This is a genomic window from Prosthecobacter sp., from assembly GCF_029946185.1.
Lineage (GTDB): Bacteria > Verrucomicrobiota > Verrucomicrobiia > Verrucomicrobiales > Verrucomicrobiaceae > Prosthecobacter.
In genome coordinates this window covers 1-22,285 of sequence record NZ_JAQSEA010000074.1, presented here as the reverse complement: position 1 = coordinate 22,285, position 22,285 = coordinate 1, and the positions used below count along the sequence as shown (strand labels likewise).

The window sequence follows — 22,285 nt, the reverse complement described above, 5'->3', positions numbered from 1 at the left end:
AACAGCAAGCACGATTCTCCCCACCTGCAAAGCGATAGACAAGCACGGCCCTGCACGTTAAACCTCGCCCGACCCACCACCACACTTCATGAAATTGCACCTCACCCTCGCCACCTTCCTCGCCGCCATTTCCTTCGCCAGCGCGGGGGAAAAAGAAATCTTCAACGGCAAGGACCTCAGCGGCTGGGAAGGCAACAAGGAGCTGTGGAGCGTCGAGGACGGCACCCTCACCGGCCGGACTCCCGCGAGTGATGAAAGCCCGGACAAAAGCATCCTCAAGCACAACACCTTCCTCGTCTGGAAAGGCGGCACCGTGGGTGACTTCGAGCTGACGTTTCAATACCGCATCGAAAAAGGCAACTCGGGCGTGCAGTACCGCAGCAAGGAACTGCCTGCCGGTGAATTTGGCCCCATCATCAGCGGCTACCAGGCCGACTTCGAAGCTGGCACCACCTACAGCGGTATTCTCTATGAAGAGCGCGGTCGTGGCATCCTGGCGAAGCGTGGTGAGAAGACCACGATCAAGCCCGCCGCTGACGGTGGCAAAAAAGCCGTGGTGGAAGTGACCGGCAGCGTGGGAGACAGCGCCGCGATCCAGGCTTCGATCAAAAAGGAAGATTGGAACGAATATCGCATCGTTGCGAAGGGAAACCACGTACAACATTTCATCAACGGACTCCAGACCATCGACGTGACCGACGAGGACACCGCCAACGCGCCGAAGGAAGGCCTGCTGGCCCTGCAGATCCATGCCGGCCCGCCGATGGTCGTGCAGTTCAAGAACTTCAAGCTCGTCGAAACGAAGTAGTCGTGCTTAGTTAGCCCCCGTCATGACCCGCCTGCTTTTCACCACGCTTTTCCTGCTCACCTGCGGCCTTGTCACCAAGGCCGCCGCAGACACCGAATACCTCATCGTCAGCGGTGGGCCTGCGGCACGCGGGTTTGAAGATCTGCGCCGGCCCGGAGAGCAGCATGACCGCTGGTGGGGCAATTTCATCCGCACCGCCCGTGTGCGCATGCAGGAGATCCACAGCACGCACCCGTCCAACACGCGCATCACCTGGCTGGTGTATCGCGACGCCTATGTGCGCCGCGCCGCCGCCGAGCACCAGCCGCTGACGCAGAATGTGGAGTCCGTGACCAAGGCCTACCCCTACATCAACCTCGTCTGGTTCCGCAGCACGGACGAACTGATCCGCTACATCAACAACGGTGCTTCCGGGCGCAGTGGATTGAAGATCTCCGGTTTCGAGTACTTCGGCCACTCGAACAAGTACAGCTTCATGTTTGACTACAGCTCAGACACGTATGCCACCTCCACCGCGTGGCTGCATGAGAATGACCTGCGCAAGATCAGCAGCCGGGCCTTCGCCTCCAAGGCTTACTGCCAGAGCTGGGGCTGCCATACGGCTGAAAGCTTCAGCAAAGCCTGGAGACGCGCCACCGGCACCACCATGGTCGGTGCCCAGGGCAAGACCGACTACTCCGACATGCACCTGCGCAACTGGCACGTGGGCCTTTCCAGCGGCGCACGCTGGGTGCGGTAGGAAAAGCTGCGAGCACCTTGTGGCGGTGTAACTAGGACTCCCTTTTCCACAGGAACGTGGCTGGTTTTCGTTTCCACGCCCACCGCCTCCTTTCCAGCTTCCTTTCCACTCCAGAACCCGCTTTATCAGGCTTTCACTGGGGAGAGTGGCTTTCAAAGATGCTTCGTTAACGGGTAAGGAAGGAGGATGGCCCACTAGCAGCCCAAGCCTCCGGCTGGGTCTGCACGGCAGCGCAGGCGGTATGCTTGCACTGCACCCGCCTATTTAGCGCCCCACACAAACGTCACCGGCTTGTCGATGTCCGGGTGCACGCTGTGGTGTACGGGGCAGCCGAGTGCGGTGGCTTCGAGGAGCTTGCGATCCGCATGATCTTCGGGCAGCGGGATCTGGATGGTGATGGGCAGACCGACGATGCGGCGCGGGCTGTCTGCGCTCATGTGCTTTTCCACGCTGACCTTCATGCCGGCGATGTCGTAGCCCTTCTGCTGCGCCTTGATGCCGATGACCGTGGCCATGCAGGTGGCCAGCGCCGTGGCGACGAGGTCGGTGGGGCTGAAGGACTCGCCTTTGCCGTGGTTGTCCACGGGCGCATCGGTGATGCACTGGTTTTGCGAGGGGCCATGCGTGGCCCGGCAGCGCAGACCGCCTTCGTATTCGACGCTTATGGAGACGGCCATGGTCGGTAAAGGTAAAAAATTACTGCGCGGTGGCGATGCCGTTCATGATGGCAACGTGGCCGGGGAAGGTGCAGAAGAAGGGATACTCACCGGCGGCGGGCAGGGTGAACTCGATGGTTTCGCTGTTGCCGGGCTGGAGCAGTTTCGTATGGGCGAGGATGTCCGGGGAGTCTGGGATGTAGCCTTTGTCCACCAGCGTCATGGCGCTCATGGCGATGGTCATCATCTTGTCCTTCGTGCCGAGCTTGCCAATCACAATGTTGTGGGGCTGGGGCAGTGTGGGATGGGTGTTGTTGAAGGTCAGCTTGATCTTCTGGCCTGCCTTGGCGCTGATGGTCTTGGTGTCATAGGCCAGCGGATTGGCGGTGTCAGGCTTGATGGTGAGCTCGAGCACGGGCAGATCTGCGGCCGGGGCGGCGACGGCGGCAGCAGGAGCAGCAGTCGTGGCCGCAGCTGCATCGGCTTTCGGCTTCGGACGCAGGGAACCCAGACCGTCAAAGAGAAAGGCCAGCACCCACAGCAGAACGACCCCGCCGATGACAGATCCGATGATCACATTGAGAACAGACCAGATGGAGGAGGATTTTTCCGAAGAAGAGGAGGGCGCGGACATGGTTTGGGGGTGGGATTGAGCGGGCACCAGAGCACAGTAGCGCCTGAAAGCAACCACCGTGTACCTTACCGCTTCGCGCCTGCCACCACCGCCTTCATCGCCCAGCCGATCTGCGGTGAAATCAGGTCCAGGAGGTCATTGTGGCGCCCGCCTGGCACCGCATGAAACGTCACCACCTGCGGGTGCGCCGCCGCCAGTTCCCGCCCCATGCGCACCGGGATCACTTCATCCTCCGCGCCATGGAAAATCACCAAACGCGCCCCTGCGCGTGCAGCGATGTGGCCCAACGTTTTGCGGTTGTCGAAGCGGTGCTGGTTCAGGTAGCACAGCGGCCAGCCGAGCACGACGCGGCCCATGTCCGTCATCGTCGTGAAGGGGGACATCAGCACCCCGCGCCGGATGTCGAGATCATCCGCCACCATCAGGGCCGCCGCAGCGCCCAGCGAATGCCCCAGCACCGCCAGGTGGGGCAGCAGCTCCGCCTGAGAGGTGTGCAGGTGCTGTACCAGCGCCGCCACGGCTTCTTTACTGCTCTCACGAATCCGCGCCGGATTCGGGCTGCCCGCGCACTCGCCATAGCTCGGGTAATCGACCAGCAGATAGGCAAAGCGGTCATCCCACAGGTCGGTGTCGTGCAGCCAATCGAGCGCCAGCGCCCCATTCCCGCCAAAGCAGAGCCAGACCGTCTGCGGCAGGCCGGTGGAAGGCAAGCGCGGTGGGATATAGAAGACCGTCTGGCGACCCTGGGAAGTCTCAAAGTGCAGGCGCTCCCCCTTGGCGCTGCTCAGCAGGGTTTCATACTCCGCCCGGTAAAGATTCGGGTGGTAGATGAGACGGGACTGGCAGCTGAGCAGAAAGATCACAGGCGTAAGAACAACAATGGCACCGAGGCGCAGCAGGCGTTTCCAGAGCGGCATGGGAATTCAGTCAGGTGAATAGGTTTTGGCGACCACTTTGGCATCCTTGAGCGACAGGAGGATGGCCTCGCAGTTCACGCAGCTTTCAGGGTCCTCGGGGTCCATGAAAAACGACAGGCTTTCGATTTCATCCACCATGATGTGCGGGGGCCGCCGGGGACCGTCTGCGGGGTAAAGCTGCACCTGCAGGGCCATCACCTCCTCACGCGTCATGCCCAGCTGGATTCCTTCATAAAAGTCTTTGTAACTGCGAAAGCGCGCATCCACCCACTCAGGATTCACCGACACGAGGATCAGTCCCGACGGGGCCAGCGTCAATCCCGCGATCAGCACCAGCAGCACCTTCAAGCCCCAGCGGCGCACCCGAAACACCGTGATCAGCATGATCACCGAGACCACGATGCCAAGAATAGCCAGCACTAGGATGGGAGGGGGTGCGGAGCTCATGAAACAAACATGCTGAGCGAAGCCATCTGGAAAGGCGATCAAAAAAATCTGCCTCTTCCTCATCCCCCCTTTTAATACGGCCATGTCAGGTTCGCGCCGCGATACCTTTTTGAACCATGCACCCCGCCGATTCCATCAGCACATTTCAAGCCGCCGTCACCACCGCCGGAATGACGGTGGAAGAACTGACTCCGGCCGCAGCACTGGCGCAGATGGCGGTATTTTACCTCGATGTGCGTGCGGACAAATGCGTCATGGAAGAGGGAGGCGACACGCTTTGTTTCGAATGGGGCCTCAATGAGCAGGGTGCCGAGCCGGATTTCCAACTGGAGATCGCCCGCCATTTCATCGAACCGGGCAATGAAGAAGTGGATGGGATGAGCGAGATGTCACTGATCTTGCACTACGCCCCCACTCCCGCCCTGCGGGCGCTGGAGCCAGGCACGCTGGATTGCAACGCCCCTGCTGAGCTGATGGAGTTTGAGAAGGCCATCCTTGCCAGCCCACCTTATCAGGCCGTCGCAGGGCTCACGCCCCAGAAGACGACTTTGCAGTGGATTCCACTCTGAGGCCGGGCAAAAAGCCCCACCCGTAAGGCGGTCGAAAAACGTATCCTTTGATGAGGGGTGCCGCAAGGCGCACCAACCATCCCTCTTTTCAAGCCATGAAAACCATTCTTGCACTCATCGATTTTTCCGACGTCACTCCAAGGGTTCTCGATCAAGCAGAGGCGCATGCGAAGGCCTTCGGGAGTGAAGTCGTCCTCGTCCATGTCGTGCCGCCAGAACCACTGGTGGTGGATTTTGCGCCTCCAGCCGTCCCACCCGACCTGTTCAAATCACGACAGCAGGAGTTGTTCGTCATGCGCGACACTTTGATCAATCACGGCGTCCAGACGAGGGCACAGTTGTCTGGCGGCCTTCTGCTGGACACCGTGTTGGATCAGGTCGTCCAATTCGACCCAGATATCATCATCATGGGCTCTCACGGCCACGGCGCGCTGTATCAACTGATCGTAGGCAGCCTCACCGAAGGCGTCATCCGCCACGCCAGCCGGCCCGTGATCGTCATCCCAAGCGTGCCCGCACCGGAGACCCATCTGGTAAAGGCGGCAGCCAGGAAAGCCCGTGACGAAGAGACGGACGTGCTGGGCGGCGCGATGGCTGGTATTCCCCTGCCCCTGTGAGGTAGCTGCGCCAAGCAGGCACATCCTCCTCTTCCTCCCTTTCAGGGGGGGGGGGCGCTTGGAGGCAAAGACACTTGATGCGTTTCGTTTGAGCTTTTCCGAGGGAGCCCTCAGGGGTGACTCTTCACACAGGGGGGATGGCACTTGCCCACATGCGCCCAATGGAGCATCCTAGAAGCCATGAGCTTCACAGGCACAGTCGAGAATGATGTTGTCATTCTTCCGGAAGAAGTTTGCCTGCCGGAGGGGGCTCAGGTGGAGGTCGTCGTGAAAGATGAACGTCCGCTCATGCCGTTCGCCGCGGAGCTGCTGAAACTGGCGAAGGATCGTGACTGGCCGGCGGACATGGCCCTCAACCACGACCAATACCTGAACGGCTCGGCGCGCAAATGAAGGTGTTTGCGGATACAGTCTGGTTTGAAGCGCTGCTCAACCGACGAGATCAATGCCATCATCAGCTGTGGCCATGTCTCGTGGCGTGACCGCCCACATTGTCACTACGGAGTTCATTCTTCTGGAACTGGGAGCGGCGTTTCCAGATCCGACGGATCGGGCGGACTTCATGCTGGTGGACAAAATGGTGCGGACACGACCGGATGTGACGTTGGTTCCAGTATCTTCTGAGTTGTTACAACGTGGGATCGAGCTGTTCGCCGCCCGCCCCGACAAAGGATGGTCATTGACTGACTGCATCTCTTTCGTGGTGATGAAGGAGAACGAGGTAAAAGATGCGCTCAATGCAGATCACCATTTTACGCAAGCAGGTTTTAGGGCGCTGCTGATTCAAGACGATTGAACGAGGAAGCTGTCACCCACCCCCACCGCCCACCATGCCCGCATCCGGCTTCGTCATCCGGGCAGGATCCAGCGCTTCGTTAAGTTCGGCCTCGGTGATGCCGAGCTCGCTGAGGCGTTCCAGGCAAAGCTGGCGCACGGGCGTTCCCGTCTTCGCGCTGAGCTTGGCGATCTCCGCCGCCTTGTCATAGCCGATCTTGGAATTCAGGCCCGTGACCATGGCAAGGCTGTGCTCGATGAAACTCGTGCAGCGCTCCCGGTTTGCCACGATGCCATCCACACAGCGCCTGCTCAGGAGCGTGGTGGCGTTGGTCAGCAGCTCGATGCTTTCCAGCAGCGCGGCGGCGAGCGCGGGCATCATGACGTTCAGCTCCAGATTCCCATTGGCGGCGCACCAGGTGACGGTGGTGTCATTGCCCATGACCCGGGCGCAGACCTGCATGAGGCTCTCACACATCACGGGGTTCACCTTGCCGGGCATGATGGAACTGCCGGGCTGCGTGGCGGGCAGACTGATCTCACCGATGGCACACTGCGGGCCCGAACTCAGCCAGCGCAGGTCATTGGCGATCTTGAACAGGCTGGTGGCCACGGTCTTAAGCTGGCCGCTGACCTCCACGAGGCCGTCTTTCGCAGACTGGGCCTCAAAGTGATCCTGCGCCTCCCGAAAGGGCAGGCCGGCCTTTCCGGCGATGAGGGCGATGGCGCGTCCGGGCATCTCCGGGTGGCCATTCAAACCGGTGCCGACTGCCGTGCCGCCGAGTGGCAGTTCCATGATGGCACTGAGCGCCGTGCGCACGCGAGCCACGCCGAGCTCAGCCTGCCGCGCATACCCCTTGAACTCCTGACCAAGGCGCACCGGCGTGGCATCCATCAGATGCGTGCGGCCGATTTTGAGCACGTCCCAAAACTCCCCGCCCTTAGCCGTCAGCGCCTGCTGCAGGACCTCCAGCGCAGGGAGAAACCTCTCATTCAACTCCTGGGCGACAGCGATGTGCACCGCCGTGGGAAAGGTGTCGTTGCTCGACTGCCCCATGTTCACATGGTCATTCGGGTGCACGGGCTCCTTCGCGCCCAGAGGCTTCCCTGCGATCTGGCACGCACGATTTGAGATAACCTCGTTCGCATTCATGTTGGTGCTCGTGCCAGAGCCCGTCTGGTAAATGTCGATCACGAACTGCGCATCATGCCCACCCTCGGCCACCTCCAGCGCGGCCTGCCCGATGAGGGCGGCCTTGTCTGCGGGCAGCAGACCCAGGCCCTCATGCGCACACGCGGCAGCCCATTTAATGAGGCCGTAGGCATGGATGACTGGCAGCGGCACACACCGCCCGCTGACCGGAAAATTCAGCACCGCGCGCTGGGTGCTCGCCCCGTAGAGCGCCTCCGCTGGCACGGACATGTTCCCCATGCTGTCTGTTTCAGTGCGGGTGTTCATGGCAGGAGATACGTTTGTTAAAAGGTGCGGGCATCACTTAAGCTGCTCAAGGGTCTGGCACCAAGCAATCGCGGCAGCGTCTTGGGATCACTTTTGAAAAAAGTGCTGCACTGCAGCATTAAAAACAAAAAGCCGGAGATCGTTTCCGACCCCCGGCTTTAAAAAACTAAACGATAATAACCCGGCTTATTTCGTTTCAGCCAGCACGCGCTTGATGTCAGCGGCCTGCTTGTCAGTGGAAGCCGAATAGTCCTGCCAGACGACCTTGCCGTCCTTGATGAGGAAGCAGCTGCGTGAGGCGAGTGAAAGCAGCCCTTTGAGCATCTTCTTAACCTTGAAGGCCTCGACGATCTTGCCATCAGGATCGGCGATAAGGTCGTAGGGCAGCGTGAACTTATCCTTGAACGCCTTCTGCGCTTCCGCCTTGTCAAAACTCACGCCCAGCACCTGCACGCCCTCTTTGGAGAGCTCGGCAAAGGAATCCCGCAGGGAGCAGGCCTGCTTGGTGCAGCCCGGAGTATCGGCTTTCGGGTAGAAGAAGACCACCGTCGGCCCTTTCTTGTACACATCGGCGAAATTCACCGTGGCACCGTCTTGATTGACGCCAGAAACCACCGGAGCGGGGTAGCTGACTTTTTCGCCTTCGCCGGCGACGGCAGTTCCAAAGACTGAGCTGAGCAATGACATGGCGGTAAGAAGGAAGAGACGTTTTTTCATCATCATACGAGGTTACGGTATTGGGGAAACGACTGGACGGGGTTATTCGATGCTTACTTTGAGACCGGGTATGGCGGCAGCGAGCTGTTTTACGCCTGGCTTGGTGGCCTTGGACTGCCAGAGATGGACATTTTTGAGACTTTTGAGCTTTGCCAGATGCATCAGTCCGGCATCCGTGATCTCGGTGCCGTAAAGATTGATCGACTCGATTTTTTTCAAACCCATGAGTGATTCGAGGCCGGCGTCGGTGATTTTCGTCTGGCGCAGATCCAGCGAGACCAGGCGCGGAAGCTGCGCGATGGTCTTCAATGCGGCGTCCGTGATGATGGTGCGTCCCAGATCAAGCTGCACGATATTTTCCTTAAGGGGCAGAATTTCGGCAACCTTGGCGTCATCGCACTTCGAGACACCCGTGAGGAAATCGACCCGCACCAGCGGGCTGTCTACCTTCACCGAAGAGACCTGGGCACCGGCGGCCTTGGCCTTGGCCAGCACCTCGTCCGAGAGCGGTTTCACCTCTTTCTCAAGAGCGGCGTAGAACAGATCACGCGCGCGGGGGGTGTAGGGCTTGGTAGACTCCGTCATCGCACCGGCGGGCATCCCCTCCACGCTGCCGACCCAGCCGCCGAAGTTGGCACCCTCCTCAATCCACGTCTTGAGCAGGGCGATCTCTTCCTTGGTCAAATCTTCGCCCTTGGAGGGCATGTGGGCGTCGTCGTCCTTTGGCAGCGTGACGGACTCATAGATGGCGCTTTTATCCGGCGCACCAGGGGTGAGCACCGGGCCGTTTTCACTGCCTTTCAGGATGGCCCAGGAGGCGTCCAGCCGCAGCCCGGCCTTGGGCTCCTTTTTCTGGCCGTTTTGCACATGCGTGGCCTTGTGGCAGTCCATGCACTTCTTAGTAATGGCAGGCAGCAGGTCCTTTTCGAAGTTGACCGCCGAGTAGGCTGAGGACGTCATCAGGTAAACACTGATAATGAAGGGGAAACGAAACGCCGTGGTGGACATGAGGTGGGATAAAGGTAATAAACTAAAAGGATTGCGTGGCATACCTGCCCGCGAAATTTAGGTAGGAGGGATAACGCTTGCTTGTTCCCCTTGTTTCAGAGAATTAATGACAACCAACTTAGGACAATGAGCACACCACCCACTCTGCCGGCACCGTCATCCTCCAAAGTCCAGATCGAAGCAGACACGCTGCTCCGCCGCAATACTCTGGCCATCGTCATGGGTGGTGGGGCAGGCACGCGGCTTTTTCCGCTGACTGAAAACCGGGCCAAGCCCGCCGTCCCGCTCGCCGGCAAGTACCGCATCGTTGATATCCCGATCAGCAACTGCATCAACTCCGGCCTGCGTCAGGTCTATGTGCTCACCCAGTACAACAGCGCCTCGCTGAACCGCCATCTTGCCCGCACCTACCGCTTTGACCAGTTCACCCGCGGCTTTGTCGAGGTGCTCGCAGCCCAGCAGACCCCCGAAGGCGAGCGCTGGTACCAGGGCACCGCCGATGCTGTGCGGCAGAACCTGCGCTACTTCCTCGAAGGCGACTACGACTACTTCCTGATCCTCAGCGGTGACCAGCTTTACCGCATGGACTACCGTACGATCATGCGCCAGCACATCGCCACCAATGCTGACATCACCATCGCAACGATCCCTGTCGATGCCGAGGCCGCCACTTCATTTGGCATCATGCATTCCGATGAAGAAGGCCAGATCTATGAATTTGTCGAGAAGCCCAAGGATCCCCAGGTGCTCGAAAAGCTGCGCATCCCTCCCACCACGTTGAAGTCGCTGGGCATCGAACCGACGGAAGCCCGCTTCCAGGCCTCCATGGGCATCTATCTGTTTCATCGTGACGTGCTCATCGATTGTCTCGACAACACGCTCAACGACTTCGGCAAGCACATCATCCCGAATGCGATCAAAAACAAACGCGTCTTCAACTTCAACTTTCAGGGCTACTGGGAGGACATCGGGACCATCCGCAACTTCTTCGACGCCAACCTCGACCTCTGCCGTCTGGTGCCGCAGTTCGACTTCTTTGAAAGCTCCGCGCCCATCTTCACCCACGCCCGCTTCCTCCCAGCCACCAAGATCAACGGCGCCACCATCCGCGGCGCCCTGATCGCCGACGGCAGCGTGCTCACCGACGCCCACATTGAGACCGCCGTCATCGGCCTGCGCGCCAAGATCGAGCCCGGCACCACCATCCGTGACTGCATCATCATGGGGGCGGACTACTACGCAGGAGCCGTCGGCACAGATCCGAACCGCCCACCTCCCGGCATCGGCCGCAACTGCCGCATCGAACGCGCCATCATCGACAAAAACGTCCACATCGGTGACAACGTCGTCATCACCCCCGAAGGCAAGCCGGACAACATGGACGGCGAAAACTTCTACATTCGCGACGGCATCATCTGCATCCCGAAAGACGCCATCATCCCCTCCGGGACTTGGATCTGAGCCGCGCCAAAAAAAGACTAACACTCATGGCGGCGGATGCGTTAAAACCGTCGCCATGAAACATGCCGCCAATGTAGTTCTAGCGCTGGGTCTTTCCCTTGCCACCGCGTTCGCGCAGACTTCCGAGTTCCGTACTTTTACCAATGCCCAGGGCAGGGCCGTGCAGGCAAAGCTCGTCTCTGTCAGCGGGCCAACCGTGACCCTCGAACTGGCGAACGGCCAGAGGTTCCCGCTTGCCATCACTTCCCTCTCCGCTGCCGATCAGCAGTACATCAACACCCCCAAATACACCTTCAAGCCCGGCCCCAATGACAAAATGGAGCCCGCCTCGGTAAACGAAGCTGTCGGCCAGCCCATGTTTGACGAGGCTCCGCTCTTCACCTCCTCCGCCGAGGCCATCGCCGCCAAGCTGAAAATCCCCCAGGAGTCCAAGACCAAGACCGCCAGCAGCTACCGCGCCTACACCAAGGACGACTACCAGATGTTCGGCGCGCATCCCTACTCCGTGGCGATGTATGCGGAAAACGACAAGGTGACCAACTTCTCCCTCGTCTTTGCCAACAAGGGCGACCTCTTCAGCGCCAAAGGCAGCGGTGAGATGCACTTCGACAAAGACACCCCGCCTGCCGAAGCGGCCAAAATCGTGAAAACCGCCATGGACAAGGACCTGGCCGCAATCGCGGGAGCGCTCACCAAAAAGCTCGGTGAGCCCCAGAAGGAACGCTTTGGTGAAGGCTCAAATAAAATTGGTCGTCTCACCGTGCAGCGCTGGGACTGGCGCGGTCATTCCATCCTTCTGGCCGAGGCTCCCGGTGAATACGTCGGCGTGCAAATCGTCACCACCGCTTTCGCCGATGCCGGCGGCAAAGTGGAAGACACCACCGACAAGGTGATCCGCGCCCAAGCGCTGGCCAACCTCGAAAAGCGTGCGAACGGCGATGTCGTCATCGGCGACATTCCCATGGTGGACCAAGGCCCCAAAGGCTACTGCGCCCCCGCCACCGCCGAGCGCGCCATGCGCTACCTCGGAGTCCCGGCGGACATGTACATCCTTGCCAACGCCGGTGAGACCAACTTTGGCGGCGGCACCAGCGTGTCCACCCTGCTCGAAGGCATGGCCCCCCAGATCCGCAACAAGCGCCGCTCCTTTGACGCCTGGCAGGGAGAATTCAAGCTCAAGGAAATCGCCAAATACATCGACAAAGGCGTGCCGCTCATGTGGTGCCTCTACAGCACGGACAAGTTCAACGAAACCGCCAACAAGCGCACCAAAGAGCGCAAGACCGTCACCGAATGGGCCGCCTGGAAGACCAAGGTCACCGGAGAATCCGCCAACAACTCACTGCCCAAGGACAGAGAATCGGGTCATATCGTCCTCATCATCGGCTACAACAAAGACACCAACGAAATCGCCTTCAGCGACAGTTGGGGTGAACGCTACAAAGAACGCTGGATCACCCTCCCCGAAGCCGAGCAGGTCTCCCAGCAGCGTTTCTACGTCGTGGGTTTCTGAGCGGCCAAAAGTACTCAAGAGCTTCAGCTCGTTCTGGAAAAAGCGCTCTACGGCCAGGCCACGACCCAATGGCAGTTATTGTTCCTCCATCGTCACGGCGAGCAGATCACTTCAGCAATGCCATTGATGCCGGGCGTAATTGGCACAGAGAATGACGCCAAAGAAGATGACCATGCAAACGCCCACCAGCCTGTTCAGGAAGGCAGCTTCGTCGCTCTTCAAACTGGCCATCCCATCAGCGAGCACGACCACCTCACTGTGAAAAAGTGGACTGGCCACATTCAAGACGGCAAGGTCCGCCGAATTAAAGCGACTGGCGTCCCAGCCCGTACGCCGCAGGATGTCCGGCAGGGTTTTGGTATCTTCATGGATCATGATAAGCCCACGAACGTGGATTTCGGGCCCGTCTCGATCATTGAGCAAGGCCACTACCCTTTGTCCTTCCTTAAGGTGACGGTAGGTTCCCCAATCTGGCTCCAGTTGCTGATACTTGTCGTGTTCATCGCTGGTGTGAAATCTGACGCTCGTAGCGCCCGCCAGATCAGCCATCCTGCCATACATCGCTTCGATGCGCAGAGTGCAGGTCTCTTCCAGCAGGATCTCAGCAGGAGACTGGCGGACTTGAGAGGTGGACGAAGTCACCACTCCAATCAAAATTGCATCTGCGGACGTGAAGCGGGCGTCAACGTGGGACTCAGTGTAAATCTCCACTTCCTTGGGTGAAGTGCCAAGCGGAATGACCGGCGGCGGACGCGACGCCTGCGCCATGCAGCAGATCGTCAATCCAAGCAGCAGGAACCACCGCATCACATCACCCCCTCATCGCGCGCTGGCGCAGGAAATGGTCTACCAGCACGAGATGCACCATCGCCTCCACCATCGGCACGGCGCGTGGCAGCACGCAGGCATCGTGACGACCGCGCGCGGACAAGGTCGTATCTTCTCCGGTGTTGGTCACGGTCTTCTGCTCCCGCAGCACGGTAGCGGTGGGTTTGAAAGCGACACGAAAGACGATCTCCTCCCCATTGCTGATGCCGCCCTGAATGCCGCCGCTGCGGTTGGTGCGGGTGCGGACTTTCTCGCCGTCCATGTAGAATTCGTCGTTATGCTCCAAGCCCGTCATTTGGGTGCCTGCGAAACCGCTGCCGATTTCAAAACCCTTCGTTGCCGGCAGGCTCATCATCGCCTTGGCGAGATCGGCCTCCAGCTTGTCGAGCACCGGCTCACCCAAACCGGGCGGCACGCCGCGCACGACGCACTCGATCACACCGCCGACGCTGTTGCCTTCGCTGCGGATGCGCTCAATCAGCTCGATCATTTTTTCCGCCACGACGGGGTCGCAGGTACGAACGATGTTGGATTCAATCACCGCCGAAGTCAGCTCTGCCCCCACAGGCACTTTCGCTTCAATGTTCTGTACCGTCTTCACGTAGGCCAGGCATTCGTAACCGCTGAGCGAGTGCTGCAGCACCTTGCGCGCGATGGCACCGGCGGCCACACGGCCAATCGTTTCACGGGCGCTGGACCGGCCACCGCCAGACACGGCGCGGATGCCGTACTTGGCATCATAAGTGTAATCCGCGTGGCTGGGTCGATAGGCCTGCTGCATCTCCGTGTAGGCAGAGGGGCGCTGATCCGTGTTGCGGACCAGAATGCCAATGGGCGTGCCGAGCGTGAGGCCATCGAGCACCCCTGAAAGAATTTCCGCTTTGTCGTCCTCCTTGCGAGGCGTGACGATCTTGCTCTGGCCAGGACGACGGCGGTCGAGTTCGGCCTGAATGTCCTCCACCGTGAGGGGGATGCGTGGCGGGCAGCCGTCAATGACGACGCCAACGCCGATGCCATGGGATTCACCCCAGGTGCTGATGTGGAAAAGAGTGCCGAGACTGCTAGACATGTGGGGGTCATCATGCGGCAATCCGGCCCGCGTTCAAGACGGTTGTGCAATGACCTGAACTCGCAACCATGCTCACATGACCCTTCCCCGCTGGCTGCTCACACTTTTCGGCTGTGCCACCCTCACTTCGCACCTGCACGGCGCGGAGACCGTGGATTACGAAGGCGGGCGCTACCACCTCTACCGGGTGGACAAGGCCGACGGGTCCCGCCTGCAACTCGCCTGGTTGGGTGAAAACGGCAAACCCTTGGGAGATTTCAACGGCCTGCGCCAGCAACTCGCCACGCGCAGCAAGCGGATCATCTTCGCCACCAACGCCGGAATCTACGAACGCGGCCCGAAACCCTGCGGCCTGACCATCTGCGCCGGCAAGGAACTGGTGCCGCTGAATCTGCGCCCGGGTGAAGGCAACTTCTTCCTCAAGCCCAACGGCATCTTCTACCTCGACGACGCGACCGGCCCCGGTGTGATGGAAGCAGCGGAATTTGCCCAAAGCGGCCTCAAACCGCGACTCGCCACCCAATCCGGCCCTCTAATGATGCGCCAGGGCGTGATCCATCCCGCCTTCCAAGTAAACTCACCCAACAAACGCCTGCGCAATGCCGTAGGCGTGCGCAAGAAAGACGGCCAGATCATCTTCGCCATGAGCGACCGCGAGGACGCCACGAAAGGCCGTGTGACCTTCCACCAGTTCACCCGCTTCTTCCAGCACCTCGGCTGTGAAGACGCCCTCTACCTCGACGGCGACATCTCCAACATGCTCGTCGATCCGAAACCCGACGCCAAGTTCACCCCGAACACCTTCGCGGGGATGTTTTTTGTGACTGAGTGAGTTTCCGATTCCTACTAAGCTTGGACCCTTGAGTCCACAGCAAGCACGGTCATGTTGCTCAAAGGAATCCAAGCGGAACTTTGTTTCTCCCACAGATTCAGGAAACCCGCAGATTAGCTTCAGAAAACAATCTGTGGGTTTCCTGAATCTGCGGTAAAAAACTCAGGGGCAAGGCGCAGTGCCGCGAGTTCAGAGACTCGCACTCCTCCACCCCTCACGCCTCCACCGGCTTCTCCGCCATCATCACCGGCGCGGTGGCCGGAGTCGGTGCCAGCCAGGTGACGATCTCCGCCTTGATCCAGACCTTGATCCCCGCCCACAGCAGACGCAAGGCGGTGGGGTCTGGAGACAGGCTGATGAACGGCAGCCAGACGTGCCCGTTATTGGCGCGGCCGTAGATGCCCTTGCGCCGCCGCACCTCCGCGAGATGTACGAAGCGGCGGTTGTAGAAAGCCATGAACCAGCCAAAAGCCTCACCTGCACGCCCACCGTACGGCATCTGTTTCCATTCGATCTCCGGAGTGTCATACACCCCCCGCACCGGGCCGATAAAATAGGCGGAGAGGTCGAGCAGAAACGTCGCGTTCACCAGCTCCGCGTCGCCCAAGTAGGAGTATTTGTCCTTGTACAGCGCATTGAACCACAGTTGATAGCTGCGCGGGTAGGCCGTGTTCAGGTAGTCGGTGATCCCCTGCGTGTTTTCACCCGCCAGGTTCCTCTCCACCAGATCGGTCGCGGCAGAAACTGTATGGCCGCAGTAGTCCAGGCCGTGGCTGTACAAGGGGTCCATGAACCCGGCGGCATCACCCACCATGACCCAGCGGTTGCCGGCGATGCGCTCGGAGCGATAGGCGAGGTTCTTGTAGTAGAAGGTGTCATCGGCATCCGGCACCGCATTTTCAAACATGAGCCGGCCAATCGGCTGCGTCATCAAATGCGCCTGCAGCCGGGCTAGGAGCGACGGCCCCTCCGGCAGAGTGAAAAACCGCCGGTCCCAAGTGATGCCCGCACTGTAGCTGCCATCGGAAAGCGGGATGATCCAGCACCACCAGCCATGCCCCATAAGATGGTTCGTGGCCGTGGTGCGGAGGCCGCTCACTTTTCCCATGAGCTTCGGGTGCATCTTGCGGCTCTTGTAGCTGTCGAGTCCGTTCACATTGCGGAATCGGCACCAGATGGACGAGGTGGGGTGCTCGCTCTCCATGCTACGGTGCAGCCCAAGTTTCTTGGAAAGCACGGCCGCCTTGCCGGAGGCGTCGATCAGCCAGCGCGTGGTCACCGTGCGCATCTGCCCTTCCTGCGGCATGATTTCCAGCGTGTGCGGGGCCTCATCTTCCGAAAGCGTGATCGTTTTGATCGTGGCCGGGCGCAGCAGTTCGCAGCCGAAGTCACAGGCTTCCTTGAGCAGGTGCTCGTCCAGGACGGCGCGGTCAAGCTGGAAGGTGGGCAGACGTGACTGGTAGCGTGGCCCGATCTCAGTGAGATCCCCTACGTCATCATCAGGCGTCTTGCAAAACCACATGCGCAGGCCGTGTTTTTGATAGTGGTGCGCACTCAGGTGGTCACCCTGATGCAACACCCGTGTGAGGAAGCAGCCCGCCACTTCCGAAGTGCTTTCCCCCACCTTGCGGTCAAACTGCACCGTGCGTTCCACAATGAGAATGCGCATGGCCGGGTGCTCGCGTTTGAGCAGCATTCCCGTCGATGCGCCGGAAAAAGCCCCCCCCATGATGACCACGTCGTAATCGGTGCTGGATGAAATCATGCGTGTGGTGCTGAAAAAGTCAGTTGTCGGAAGGGGTGTGACGGTCGAAACAGAACGTCTCAACCCATCCCATGGTACGTCTTTAAATAATGCTGTCCGCCGATTCTGCAACCCACGAGCCGAACACGCCCTCGCGCTTGGGTCTTCATGATGCGTTCTGGACGCAGGCCATCTTGTTTTTCATGCGCTGGGTCCCCGCGCCGGTTTTCACCCTGATGACCTATCCCTTGGCCGCACTGGCTTATCTGCTGGCCGTGAAGCAGCGTGAGGCCATCCGTGCCAATCTCAGCGCCCTCATTCCCGGCAAAGGCTCCAGTTGTCTGGCCGGATATCAGGTGTTCCTCCAGTTTTCATGGACTTACCTCGACCGGCTTTGGTACCTCCATTTTGGGCGCAAGATCGACTGGGAGATCATCGGCGAAGGCGACTTCGAAAATCTGGAAAAGCATCCGGGAGGTGCCCTGATTTTCACCGTACACTCGGGAAACTACGACATCGGTGCCAGCCTGTTCGCGCTCAAATTCACCCGGCCCGTCCACACCGTCCGCATGCCGGAGGCCTCCGCATCGCTGCAAAAACTGCGCGGGGAAGAACTCTGTGAACAAGAGCGCCGCGTGCCCAATCTGCACGTTCATTACAACGAACCCGGCGGCCATCTCGGCATGGAGCTGTGCCGCCTGCTCCTCGCCGGAGAAGTCGTCTGCGTACAGGGCGACCGCGTATTGGGCGAGGTCACCCCCACGCAGGCCAGCATTGACGGCGTGACTTACAAGATCCCGCGCGGGCCGCTCGTGCTCGCAGAGGTGACCGGCGTGCCGTGCTACCCCGTGTTTCTCACCCGCAGAGGCCGCTTGGCCTACCGCATCGAAATTGGCAAACCTTTCATCACAGGCGGGAGCAAGACCAAGGCCGCCGAGATCAGCGCCGCCTGGCTCCCGGTGATGCATTCTTTTCTTTTGCAGCACTGGGACCAATGGTTTGTGTTTGAACCGCTCGTCACCCGCGACCCGACATGAATGCGGCGACTCGTGCATGCGCCCTGCGCCGCGCGTACTTTCTTTTCGCCCTGACCCTCGCCCCGCTGCCGGTGGTGATCTGGCTGATCTGGCACGAGCAGCCGCTGGCAGCCCTGCTGCTGTTTTGCACCGTCCTGACCACCCTGATGATTGGCACACTGGTACCGCGTTGCGCCCTGTTTGGCCGCATGATCAAACAACTGCCACAGGCTGGAAACCAGGTGCTCCTCACCATTGATGACGGCCCGCACCCGCAGCACACGCCTGCGATTCTCGACCTCCTTGAGCGTCATCAAATCAAGGCGCTGTTCTTTCTTGTCGGTAAAAATGCCGCACAGCATCCACACCTCGTACGCGAAATCATCGCGCGCGGCCACGAAATCGGCAACCACACACAGATGCATCCCGCCGGCACCTTTTGGCTGCTGCACCCGACTCGGTTGTGGCGCGAGATCGCCGACTGTCAGGAGACACTGGTGGCGATTTGCCCCGATCATCCACCGCGCTTCTTCCGCCCGCCCGCCGGCCATCACAACCTCTTCACCGCCCTCATCGCCCATGCGCTGGGCCTACGGATGATGATGTGGAGCGCGCGCGGATTTGACGGCGTGCAGACAGACGTACCCACCATCACGCAGCGCATTGCGCGCCGCTTGCAGCCCGGAGCCATCGTCCTGATCCACGAAGCCACCCCCGTGGCCATCGAAGTCGCACAGTCAGTGACCTCCCTGCTCGAAAACAGCGGTCTGAAATGCGACACGCCGCCCGCCTCACTCGCGTTCGGCGACGATGAGGTGGCGACGAAGCCACCCGCACACTGAGGACACTCATAAAACTGGCTTAAACTTCGGGGACACTTCGGCTTGAGGTGGTCATACGCGTCAGCGGACTGAATTTGAATGAGGCGGTGCAGCCAAACGCCGAGCATCATTTCTTCAACGAACAAGGCGAAGAACTGAAGGAAGCCATGCAAGTGAACTCAGTATCAGCACTGTCATGGCTGCCATGCGATACCTGTGAAATGCAAGGAGGTATGCTGCTGCAAGGAGGCTGCATGGTAGCGAAATGGTCTGCACAAGAAGAAAGGCTTCGACGCTGGAATGATGCTCTACGTCCCTGAATGCCGAGACAATGTGGAGCAGTATGCGAAGGCCGGTTATAGTAAGGAGGATCGCTGCCGCACGGCGAACGCAGTCAAAAAATCGTGCCATGACGGAGGCGCTTTGTGTTGGGCGAACGTTCAAGGTGAGGCACGGAGCGCAGCGGAGTTGCCTCCACCGTCCTGTTCTCTGCTCTTCGTTCGAAGATCACGCTCGACTTTAAGAACTGGATCGAACGAAAACTTCTTCTTCAGATGAGCGACGACCGTATCTAGGTAGCCTTGGTCGTAATCGATTCGAGGACCTGCCATGCAACCGTGGAACTTCACTGAAATCCCGTATTCCTTCAACGCAATCTGCGTCAACTCTTGGTCAATCATGCTAGGTTGCCCGACGATCTCATAAACAATCTTACCCTGCTTCAGATCACGCTGAGCATCGGTTTCTCCCAGTGAATACTCCTTTTGATCAATCTTCCGAGGTTGCGCCTCCTCGGATTGCGCCACTGCGACGAGGGCACAAAATCCGGTCACAAGAATTGCGAGAATTGGGATCTTCATTTTCTTCAAAGAACAGTTGGATAAGGCACAACAGCGTGGGTTTTGCTTGCCCTGAGTTATCGTCCACAGTTCGTGCCCGGATGTCCAGTTCAATGCAGTGAATGTGTCCTATCACACGAATTTCGTTGCGATAGACACAGCTTTTCACTCGCGTTCAGCGACGACGAGATGATTATTGAACGGCGTCCCGCCCCATAGCGGCCCCACCCGCACCCGCAGCCCGGCAGCACCGAGCACAGACTCAAACAAAGCTTGGTCCGGGTAGCACACAGGTGCGTCCTTCATCCAGTTCGTCAGCCGCGCCAGCCAGTCTCCTGCCACGGTGACGCGGAAGCGCAGGGAATCGTTCTGCAGGCAGGAACGAATGATGAGCTTCCCCCCCTGCGCCACGCGGGATGCCGCCGCTCTCAGCAGCGCTTCCTGCTCCTCCCGGGTGAAAAATTGCAGGATGTCCAGGATCACCACCTGGCCACTGTATTCCGGGAGCCCTGTGCGTGCATCCCCGGTCATGAAGCTGAGCCCTTGGCAGTCACTGAGCGAAACCATCTCATGCGCACAGGAGATTTTTTGCGCGTCGTAGTCAAATCCAGCGATGGCAGGTGCAAAGCCTGACTCACGCAGGTAAAACGCCAGCAGGCCGATGCCGCAGCCGATGTCCAGCACCGGCAGCGATGAGCCCAGCAGCTCCTTGGTCACAGCGGCATAAACCGGATCGGAACGCAGTTTCGCCACCGCGTAGAAGCGCTCCCGGCGCTTGAGGCAAAGCCGGGTGATTCGTTTGAGGGCGCTGGAAGGCAAAGAAGTACTCATGATCTGCCGATCCATTTACGCGGGACTTCCCAAGGTGCGAGCAATGAACAGGCCGTAATTTTGAACGCAGCATTGATCTCAGCCTGCGGCAGGTCAAACTCCGCCACGATGTCCTGACAGCGTTCAGGGTCACGGCTCCGCGTGCCATAGATTTTCACATGCTCCAATTGGGATGCCCTCATGATTTTTTCCGCAATCTCGGCGGGGCTGAGCTTGCGGCCCGCCACGTTGATGCCAGCACCCGCACATTGCTGAAACCACAAGCGGTTCCCCTGCTGCTCGATTTGATCGCTGGTGGTGAACACGCCATCTCCATACTGCTCCTGCGGCAGTTGTTCATCATACCCCAGACCCACAGAGCTGCTGGTCACGATCAGCCGCCCTTCAGCGTCAGTTTGCGCCTGCACCCCGGGCAGCAGGGTGCCGAGAGCACGCCCATCCTCACGCAGATCGGGCGTCTCATCCCAGCACACCGCTCCGCACTCACTCGTACCGTACAGATTGTTAATTTTCAGCCCGTGCTGTTCCAGCGCCATGCGCTCCAGGCCAGACGTGAGCGGAGATCCGGCGGAGATCGCAAGACTGATATTATCAAAACGGACATCGCCCATCAGCCAGGCCTTCCACAGGGCCGGAACCCCTGGCAGAAACAGCCGTTGGTGGTGCTTCATCGCCTCCATCAAGGGCTGGGCAAAGGGCTGCGGCGCAAAGCAGGTCGGCACCCCGTTGAACAAGGTTTGCAGCACCGTCATCGTCAGGCCAAAGGAATGCGCGCAGGAAATCGCCGCCACCCCTGCCCCGCGTGCCCCGAGATCCAGCGCCTCATGCAGCCGGTCCACATCCGCAGCGATTTGATCAAACGTGAAAAACTGGCAGCGGCGCACTCCCGAACCGCCGACGGCCTGCTTGATCAGGGCCGTGCCCGGCGGCACCGGGGAGGCAGGAACGCGGCGGGCGCGGTCTTTTTCCACCAGTTGTACCGGCACCTCGCGCAGAAAACCGGCCAGCAACTGGCGCAAAATCTGCGGCACATCCCCCTGTACCAGCACATGATCACCGGCAGGCTTAAGGGCACGCGCCTCCGCATCCAGCTCACGGAACGTGGTGGCACGTCCGTCAGCAAGATACAAAGCCGCCTGCGCTCCGCGCTCAGCCACAATACGATCCCAGCGTTCACCAAACATTTGCAGTCCTTGCGGCGAAGCGTAAACCATAGGCCGCGCCGTGCGGTAGAATGAACACTTGCGTTAGCAGTTCAACCCTCCACACAACGAATCTTATCCTGTCTTCACTAGTGTCTTTTCCTTTACCCCAGAGCATCGCCATCACCGGAGCCGGGATCGTTTCGCCTTTAGGCAGAGGCTGGCAGGCCAATGAACAGTCGCTGGCGGCGGACCGAACCGCGTTCAAGGCGGTCGAACTCTTCGACACCCGCGAATTCATCTCCAAAACCGCCGGGGTGGTCGATCTGCCCACAGAAAACCTTTTCCACCGCATCCCTGCCCACAAGCAGACCTTCTTTGACCGTGGCACGCGCATGCTCCTCATGGCAATCCGGGAGGCGCTCGCGCAGGCCGGACGGCAAGACATGGAGGGCATCGACGCGATGGTCATCGGCACCTCCGCCGGGGCGATGTCTTTGGGCGAGGACTATTTTGAACACGCGCATCATGATGCAGGCCGCGACCCGGCACAGCTTTCGCGTGCAGAGCATTACCAGCCGCAGCGCCAGATGAGCAGTCTCGCCGCCGAGTTCGGCTGGCGCGGGCCGGTCATCATCGTTTCCAATGCCTGCGCCTCCGGAGCCAACGCCATAGGTTGGGGCGCGGAGATGATCCGCTCCGGCCGGGCCAAACGGGTGCTCGCAGGAGGGTACGATGCCCTCGCACGGCTCGTGTTTGCCGGGTTTGATACTCTGCACGCGCTCGCACCCAGCGGCATCCCCCGCCCCTTTGACGCACAGCGGGACGGACTCGCACTGGGAGA

At 59.9% G+C, this 22,285-nt stretch carries 25 protein-coding genes; 12 read left to right on the top strand and 13 right to left on the bottom strand.

Annotated elements, in window-relative coordinates:
- Positions 1–88 precede the first annotated feature (88 nt).
- Both PSV43_RS05565 and PSV43_RS05560 read left to right on the top strand, forming a co-directional pair.
- Entirely contained in the window at positions 89–808 is a 720-nt protein-coding gene (locus PSV43_RS05565) for a DUF1080 domain-containing protein (RefSeq protein WP_300194547.1), read from the top strand.
- Between the two features lie 22 nt (positions 809–830).
- Positions 831–1,547, top strand: coding sequence for a hypothetical protein (locus PSV43_RS05560; protein WP_300194546.1), 717 nt, complete (start codon positions 831–833; stop codon positions 1,545–1,547).
- Between the two features lie 260 nt (positions 1,548–1,807).
- Here PSV43_RS05560 and PSV43_RS05555 read toward each other — a convergent pair whose 3' ends face one another.
- From PSV43_RS05555 to PSV43_RS05540, 4 genes are all read right to left on the bottom strand, one after another.
- Positions 1,808–2,224, bottom strand: coding sequence for an OsmC family protein (locus PSV43_RS05555; protein ID WP_300194545.1), 417 nt, complete (start codon positions 2,222–2,224; stop codon positions 1,808–1,810).
- Positions 2,225–2,243: 19 nt separating this feature from the next.
- A complete protein-coding gene (locus tag PSV43_RS05550) occupies positions 2,244–2,837 on the bottom strand; it encodes a plastocyanin/azurin family copper-binding protein (RefSeq protein WP_300194544.1) in 594 nt (197 codons plus the stop codon).
- 65 nt (positions 2,838–2,902) lie between these two features.
- Positions 2,903–3,754 (bottom strand): alpha/beta fold hydrolase, encoded by an 852-nt coding sequence (locus PSV43_RS05545; RefSeq protein ID WP_300194543.1) that lies wholly within the window; start codon positions 3,752–3,754, stop codon positions 2,903–2,905.
- A 6-nt stretch (positions 3,755–3,760) separates the two neighbouring features.
- Positions 3,761–4,201, bottom strand: coding sequence for a hypothetical protein (locus PSV43_RS05540; RefSeq protein ID WP_300194542.1), 441 nt, complete (start codon positions 4,199–4,201; stop codon positions 3,761–3,763).
- Positions 4,202–4,317: 116 nt separating this feature from the next.
- Between PSV43_RS05540 and PSV43_RS05535 the strand changes: the two genes are divergently transcribed.
- The 4 genes from PSV43_RS05535 to PSV43_RS05520 all read left to right on the top strand — a co-directional run bounded on the left by PSV43_RS05535 (position 4,318) and on the right by PSV43_RS05520 (position 6,183).
- Positions 4,318–4,770 carry a hypothetical protein gene (locus tag PSV43_RS05535; protein ID WP_300194541.1) on the top strand — a complete coding sequence of 151 codons (453 nt, stop codon included), beginning with the start codon at positions 4,318–4,320 and terminating at the stop codon, positions 4,768–4,770.
- A 95-nt stretch (positions 4,771–4,865) separates the two neighbouring features.
- The gene (locus PSV43_RS05530) at positions 4,866–5,387 is read left to right on the top strand and encodes a universal stress protein (protein WP_300194540.1); all 522 of its coding nucleotides are present in this window, start codon (positions 4,866–4,868) and stop codon (positions 5,385–5,387) included.
- Positions 5,388–5,567: 180 nt separating this feature from the next.
- A complete protein-coding gene (locus PSV43_RS05525) occupies positions 5,568–5,780 on the top strand; it encodes a hypothetical protein (RefSeq protein ID WP_300194539.1) in 213 nt (70 codons plus the stop codon).
- Positions 5,781–5,853: 73 nt separating this feature from the next.
- Complete coding sequence (locus tag PSV43_RS05520; RefSeq protein ID WP_300194538.1) at positions 5,854–6,183, top strand: hypothetical protein; 330 nt, start codon at positions 5,854–5,856, stop codon at positions 6,181–6,183.
- A gap of 12 nt (positions 6,184–6,195) precedes the next feature.
- Here PSV43_RS05520 and PSV43_RS05515 read toward each other — a convergent pair whose 3' ends face one another.
- The 3 genes from PSV43_RS05515 to PSV43_RS05505 form a co-directional block, all read right to left on the bottom strand.
- The gene (locus PSV43_RS05515) at positions 6,196–7,620 is read right to left on the bottom strand and encodes a class II fumarate hydratase (protein ID WP_300194537.1); all 1,425 of its coding nucleotides are present in this window, start codon (positions 7,618–7,620) and stop codon (positions 6,196–6,198) included.
- Between the two features lie 186 nt (positions 7,621–7,806).
- A complete protein-coding gene (locus tag PSV43_RS05510) occupies positions 7,807–8,307 on the bottom strand; it encodes a peroxiredoxin (RefSeq protein WP_300194536.1) in 501 nt (166 codons plus the stop codon).
- A 72-nt stretch (positions 8,308–8,379) separates the two neighbouring features.
- Entirely contained in the window at positions 8,380–9,345 is a 966-nt protein-coding gene (locus PSV43_RS05505; protein ID WP_300194535.1) for a c-type cytochrome domain-containing protein, read from the bottom strand.
- A 126-nt stretch (positions 9,346–9,471) separates the two neighbouring features.
- Here PSV43_RS05505 and PSV43_RS05500 point away from each other — a divergent pair, with 126 nt between their 5' ends.
- Both PSV43_RS05500 and PSV43_RS05495 read left to right on the top strand, forming a co-directional pair.
- Positions 9,472–10,806, top strand: a complete 1,335-nt coding sequence (locus tag PSV43_RS05500) for a glucose-1-phosphate adenylyltransferase (RefSeq protein WP_300194534.1) — start codon at positions 9,472–9,474, stop codon at positions 10,804–10,806.
- 55 nt (positions 10,807–10,861) lie between these two features.
- On the top strand, positions 10,862–12,319 hold the full coding sequence (locus tag PSV43_RS05495; RefSeq protein WP_300194533.1) for a C39 family peptidase: 1,458 nt from the start codon (positions 10,862–10,864) through the stop codon (positions 12,317–12,319).
- 111 nt (positions 12,320–12,430) lie between these two features.
- Here the strand turns inward: PSV43_RS05495 and PSV43_RS05490 are convergent, their stop codons facing one another.
- Both PSV43_RS05490 and aroC read right to left on the bottom strand, forming a co-directional pair.
- Positions 12,431–13,126, bottom strand: coding sequence for a hypothetical protein (locus PSV43_RS05490; protein WP_300194532.1), 696 nt, complete (start codon positions 13,124–13,126; stop codon positions 12,431–12,433).
- Between the two features lie 4 nt (positions 13,127–13,130).
- Positions 13,131–14,216: a chorismate synthase gene (gene aroC, locus PSV43_RS05485; protein ID WP_300194531.1), complete on the bottom strand. Its 1,086-nt coding sequence runs from the start codon at positions 14,214–14,216 to the stop codon at positions 13,131–13,133.
- A gap of 76 nt (positions 14,217–14,292) precedes the next feature.
- Here aroC and PSV43_RS05480 point away from each other — a divergent pair, with 76 nt between their 5' ends.
- Positions 14,293–15,048: a phosphodiester glycosidase family protein gene (locus tag PSV43_RS05480; RefSeq protein WP_300194530.1), complete on the top strand. Its 756-nt coding sequence runs from the start codon at positions 14,293–14,295 to the stop codon at positions 15,046–15,048.
- Between the two features lie 214 nt (positions 15,049–15,262).
- Here the strand turns inward: PSV43_RS05480 and PSV43_RS05475 are convergent, their stop codons facing one another.
- Complete coding sequence (locus PSV43_RS05475) at positions 15,263–16,813, bottom strand: tryptophan 7-halogenase (protein ID WP_300194529.1); 1,551 nt, start codon at positions 16,811–16,813, stop codon at positions 15,263–15,265.
- Positions 16,814–16,902: 89 nt separating this feature from the next.
- Between PSV43_RS05475 and PSV43_RS05470 the strand changes: the two genes are divergently transcribed.
- Positions 16,903–17,829 carry a hypothetical protein gene (locus tag PSV43_RS05470; RefSeq protein ID WP_300194528.1) on the top strand — a complete coding sequence of 309 codons (927 nt, stop codon included), beginning with the start codon at positions 16,903–16,905 and terminating at the stop codon, positions 17,827–17,829.
- On the top strand, positions 17,826–18,650 hold the full coding sequence (locus PSV43_RS05465; protein WP_300194527.1) for a polysaccharide deacetylase family protein: 825 nt from the start codon (positions 17,826–17,828) through the stop codon (positions 18,648–18,650). Before PSV43_RS05470 ends, PSV43_RS05465 begins: the two co-directional genes overlap by 4 nt.
- Positions 18,651–19,069: 419 nt before the next feature.
- On the opposite strand, the gene PSV43_RS05460 is transcribed toward PSV43_RS05465, so the two are convergent.
- The 3 genes from PSV43_RS05460 to PSV43_RS05450 form a co-directional block, all read right to left on the bottom strand.
- Positions 19,070–19,489 (bottom strand): hypothetical protein, encoded by a 420-nt coding sequence (locus PSV43_RS05460; protein ID WP_300194526.1) that lies wholly within the window; start codon positions 19,487–19,489, stop codon positions 19,070–19,072.
- A 144-nt stretch (positions 19,490–19,633) separates the two neighbouring features.
- Complete coding sequence (locus PSV43_RS05455) at positions 19,634–20,299, bottom strand: class I SAM-dependent methyltransferase (RefSeq protein ID WP_300194525.1); 666 nt, start codon at positions 20,297–20,299, stop codon at positions 19,634–19,636.
- Positions 20,296–21,513 carry an AMP-binding protein gene (locus tag PSV43_RS05450; RefSeq protein WP_300194524.1) on the bottom strand — a complete coding sequence of 406 codons (1,218 nt, stop codon included), beginning with the start codon at positions 21,511–21,513 and terminating at the stop codon, positions 20,296–20,298. The genes PSV43_RS05455 and PSV43_RS05450 overlap by 4 nt, the downstream gene beginning before the upstream one ends.
- A gap of 80 nt (positions 21,514–21,593) precedes the next feature.
- Here PSV43_RS05450 and PSV43_RS05445 point away from each other — a divergent pair.
- Positions 21,594–22,285 (top strand): beta-ketoacyl synthase N-terminal-like domain-containing protein (locus PSV43_RS05445; RefSeq protein ID WP_300194523.1); only part of this gene is annotated, 692 nt, incomplete at its 3' end.

Excerpts from the sequence above, each read along its gene's own strand:
- PSV43_RS05565 (WP_300194547.1), top strand. The coding sequence starts at position 89 with ATGAAATTGCACCTCACCCTCGCCACCTTCCTCGCCGCCATTTCCTTC.
- PSV43_RS05560 (WP_300194546.1), top strand. The coding sequence starts at position 831 with ATGACCCGCCTGCTTTTCACCACGCTTTTCCTGCTCACCTGCGGCCTT.
- PSV43_RS05555 (WP_300194545.1), bottom strand. The coding sequence starts at position 2,224 with ATGGCCGTCTCCATAAGCGTCGAATACGAAGGCGGTCTGCGCTGCCGG.
- PSV43_RS05550 (WP_300194544.1), bottom strand. The coding sequence starts at position 2,837 with ATGTCCGCGCCCTCCTCTTCTTCGGAAAAATCCTCCTCCATCTGGTCT.
- PSV43_RS05545 (WP_300194543.1), bottom strand. The coding sequence starts at position 3,754 with ATGCCGCTCTGGAAACGCCTGCTGCGCCTCGGTGCCATTGTTGTTCTT.
- PSV43_RS05540 (WP_300194542.1), bottom strand. The coding sequence starts at position 4,201 with ATGAGCTCCGCACCCCCTCCCATCCTAGTGCTGGCTATTCTTGGCATC.
- PSV43_RS05535 (WP_300194541.1), top strand. The coding sequence starts at position 4,318 with ATGCACCCCGCCGATTCCATCAGCACATTTCAAGCCGCCGTCACCACC.
- PSV43_RS05530 (WP_300194540.1), top strand. The coding sequence starts at position 4,866 with ATGAAAACCATTCTTGCACTCATCGATTTTTCCGACGTCACTCCAAGG.
- PSV43_RS05525 (WP_300194539.1), top strand. The coding sequence starts at position 5,568 with ATGAGCTTCACAGGCACAGTCGAGAATGATGTTGTCATTCTTCCGGAA.
- PSV43_RS05520 (WP_300194538.1), top strand. The coding sequence starts at position 5,854 with ATGTCTCGTGGCGTGACCGCCCACATTGTCACTACGGAGTTCATTCTT.
- PSV43_RS05515 (WP_300194537.1), bottom strand. The coding sequence starts at position 7,620 with ATGAACACCCGCACTGAAACAGACAGCATGGGGAACATGTCCGTGCCA.
- PSV43_RS05510 (WP_300194536.1), bottom strand. The coding sequence starts at position 8,307 with ATGTCATTGCTCAGCTCAGTCTTTGGAACTGCCGTCGCCGGCGAAGGC.
- PSV43_RS05505 (WP_300194535.1), bottom strand. The coding sequence starts at position 9,345 with ATGTCCACCACGGCGTTTCGTTTCCCCTTCATTATCAGTGTTTACCTG.
- PSV43_RS05500 (WP_300194534.1), top strand. The coding sequence starts at position 9,472 with ATGAGCACACCACCCACTCTGCCGGCACCGTCATCCTCCAAAGTCCAG.
- PSV43_RS05495 (WP_300194533.1), top strand. The coding sequence starts at position 10,862 with ATGAAACATGCCGCCAATGTAGTTCTAGCGCTGGGTCTTTCCCTTGCC.
- PSV43_RS05490 (WP_300194532.1), bottom strand. The coding sequence starts at position 13,126 with ATGCGGTGGTTCCTGCTGCTTGGATTGACGATCTGCTGCATGGCGCAG.
- aroC (WP_300194531.1), bottom strand. The coding sequence starts at position 14,216 with ATGTCTAGCAGTCTCGGCACTCTTTTCCACATCAGCACCTGGGGTGAA.
- PSV43_RS05480 (WP_300194530.1), top strand. The coding sequence starts at position 14,293 with ATGACCCTTCCCCGCTGGCTGCTCACACTTTTCGGCTGTGCCACCCTC.
- PSV43_RS05475 (WP_300194529.1), bottom strand. The coding sequence starts at position 16,813 with ATGATTTCATCCAGCACCGATTACGACGTGGTCATCATGGGGGGGGCT.
- PSV43_RS05470 (WP_300194528.1), top strand. The coding sequence starts at position 16,903 with ATGCTGTCCGCCGATTCTGCAACCCACGAGCCGAACACGCCCTCGCGC.
- PSV43_RS05465 (WP_300194527.1), top strand. The coding sequence starts at position 17,826 with ATGAATGCGGCGACTCGTGCATGCGCCCTGCGCCGCGCGTACTTTCTT.
- PSV43_RS05460 (WP_300194526.1), bottom strand. The coding sequence starts at position 19,489 with ATGAAGATCCCAATTCTCGCAATTCTTGTGACCGGATTTTGTGCCCTC.
- PSV43_RS05455 (WP_300194525.1), bottom strand. The coding sequence starts at position 20,299 with ATGAGTACTTCTTTGCCTTCCAGCGCCCTCAAACGAATCACCCGGCTT.
- PSV43_RS05450 (WP_300194524.1), bottom strand. The coding sequence starts at position 21,513 with ATGGTTTACGCTTCGCCGCAAGGACTGCAAATGTTTGGTGAACGCTGG.